This window comes from Streptomyces sp. TRM49041 (genome assembly GCF_008271805.1).
Lineage (GTDB): Bacteria > Actinomycetota > Actinomycetes > Streptomycetales > Streptomycetaceae > Streptomyces.
Window position 1 is genome coordinate 1 of the sequence record NZ_VSRY01000030.1, and the last position, 281, is coordinate 281.

A 281-nucleotide genomic window follows, 5' to 3' on the forward strand; every position below is an offset into this window, starting at 1 on the left:
GATGGTGAGGGCCGGGCGGCCGCCGTCCGGGCTGTCGGTGCGCAGGACGGCCTCGACGGGCGAGGCGGACACGTCGATGTCGCCGACGGCGTGGAGGACGGGGCGGTCCGTCTCGGTGCCGAGCCAGGCGTCGAGCCCGGGCCACCATACGAGGCTGGGCGCCGCTCCGGGGGGTGTGACCAGCAGTTTCGGCTGCGCGAGCATGCCGCGGCAGGGGGCGCCGGAGTCGGTGAGGCCGACGCGGCGCGGGGTGGTGTGCAGGACGACGCGCGAACCGTCGG

At 76.9% G+C, this 281-nt stretch carries 1 pseudogene; it reads right to left on the minus strand.

Annotation, left to right across the window (positions count from 1 at the left end):
* A pseudogene (locus tag FVS66_RS01665) lies at positions 1-281 on the minus strand (mucin-1); the annotation flags it as partial.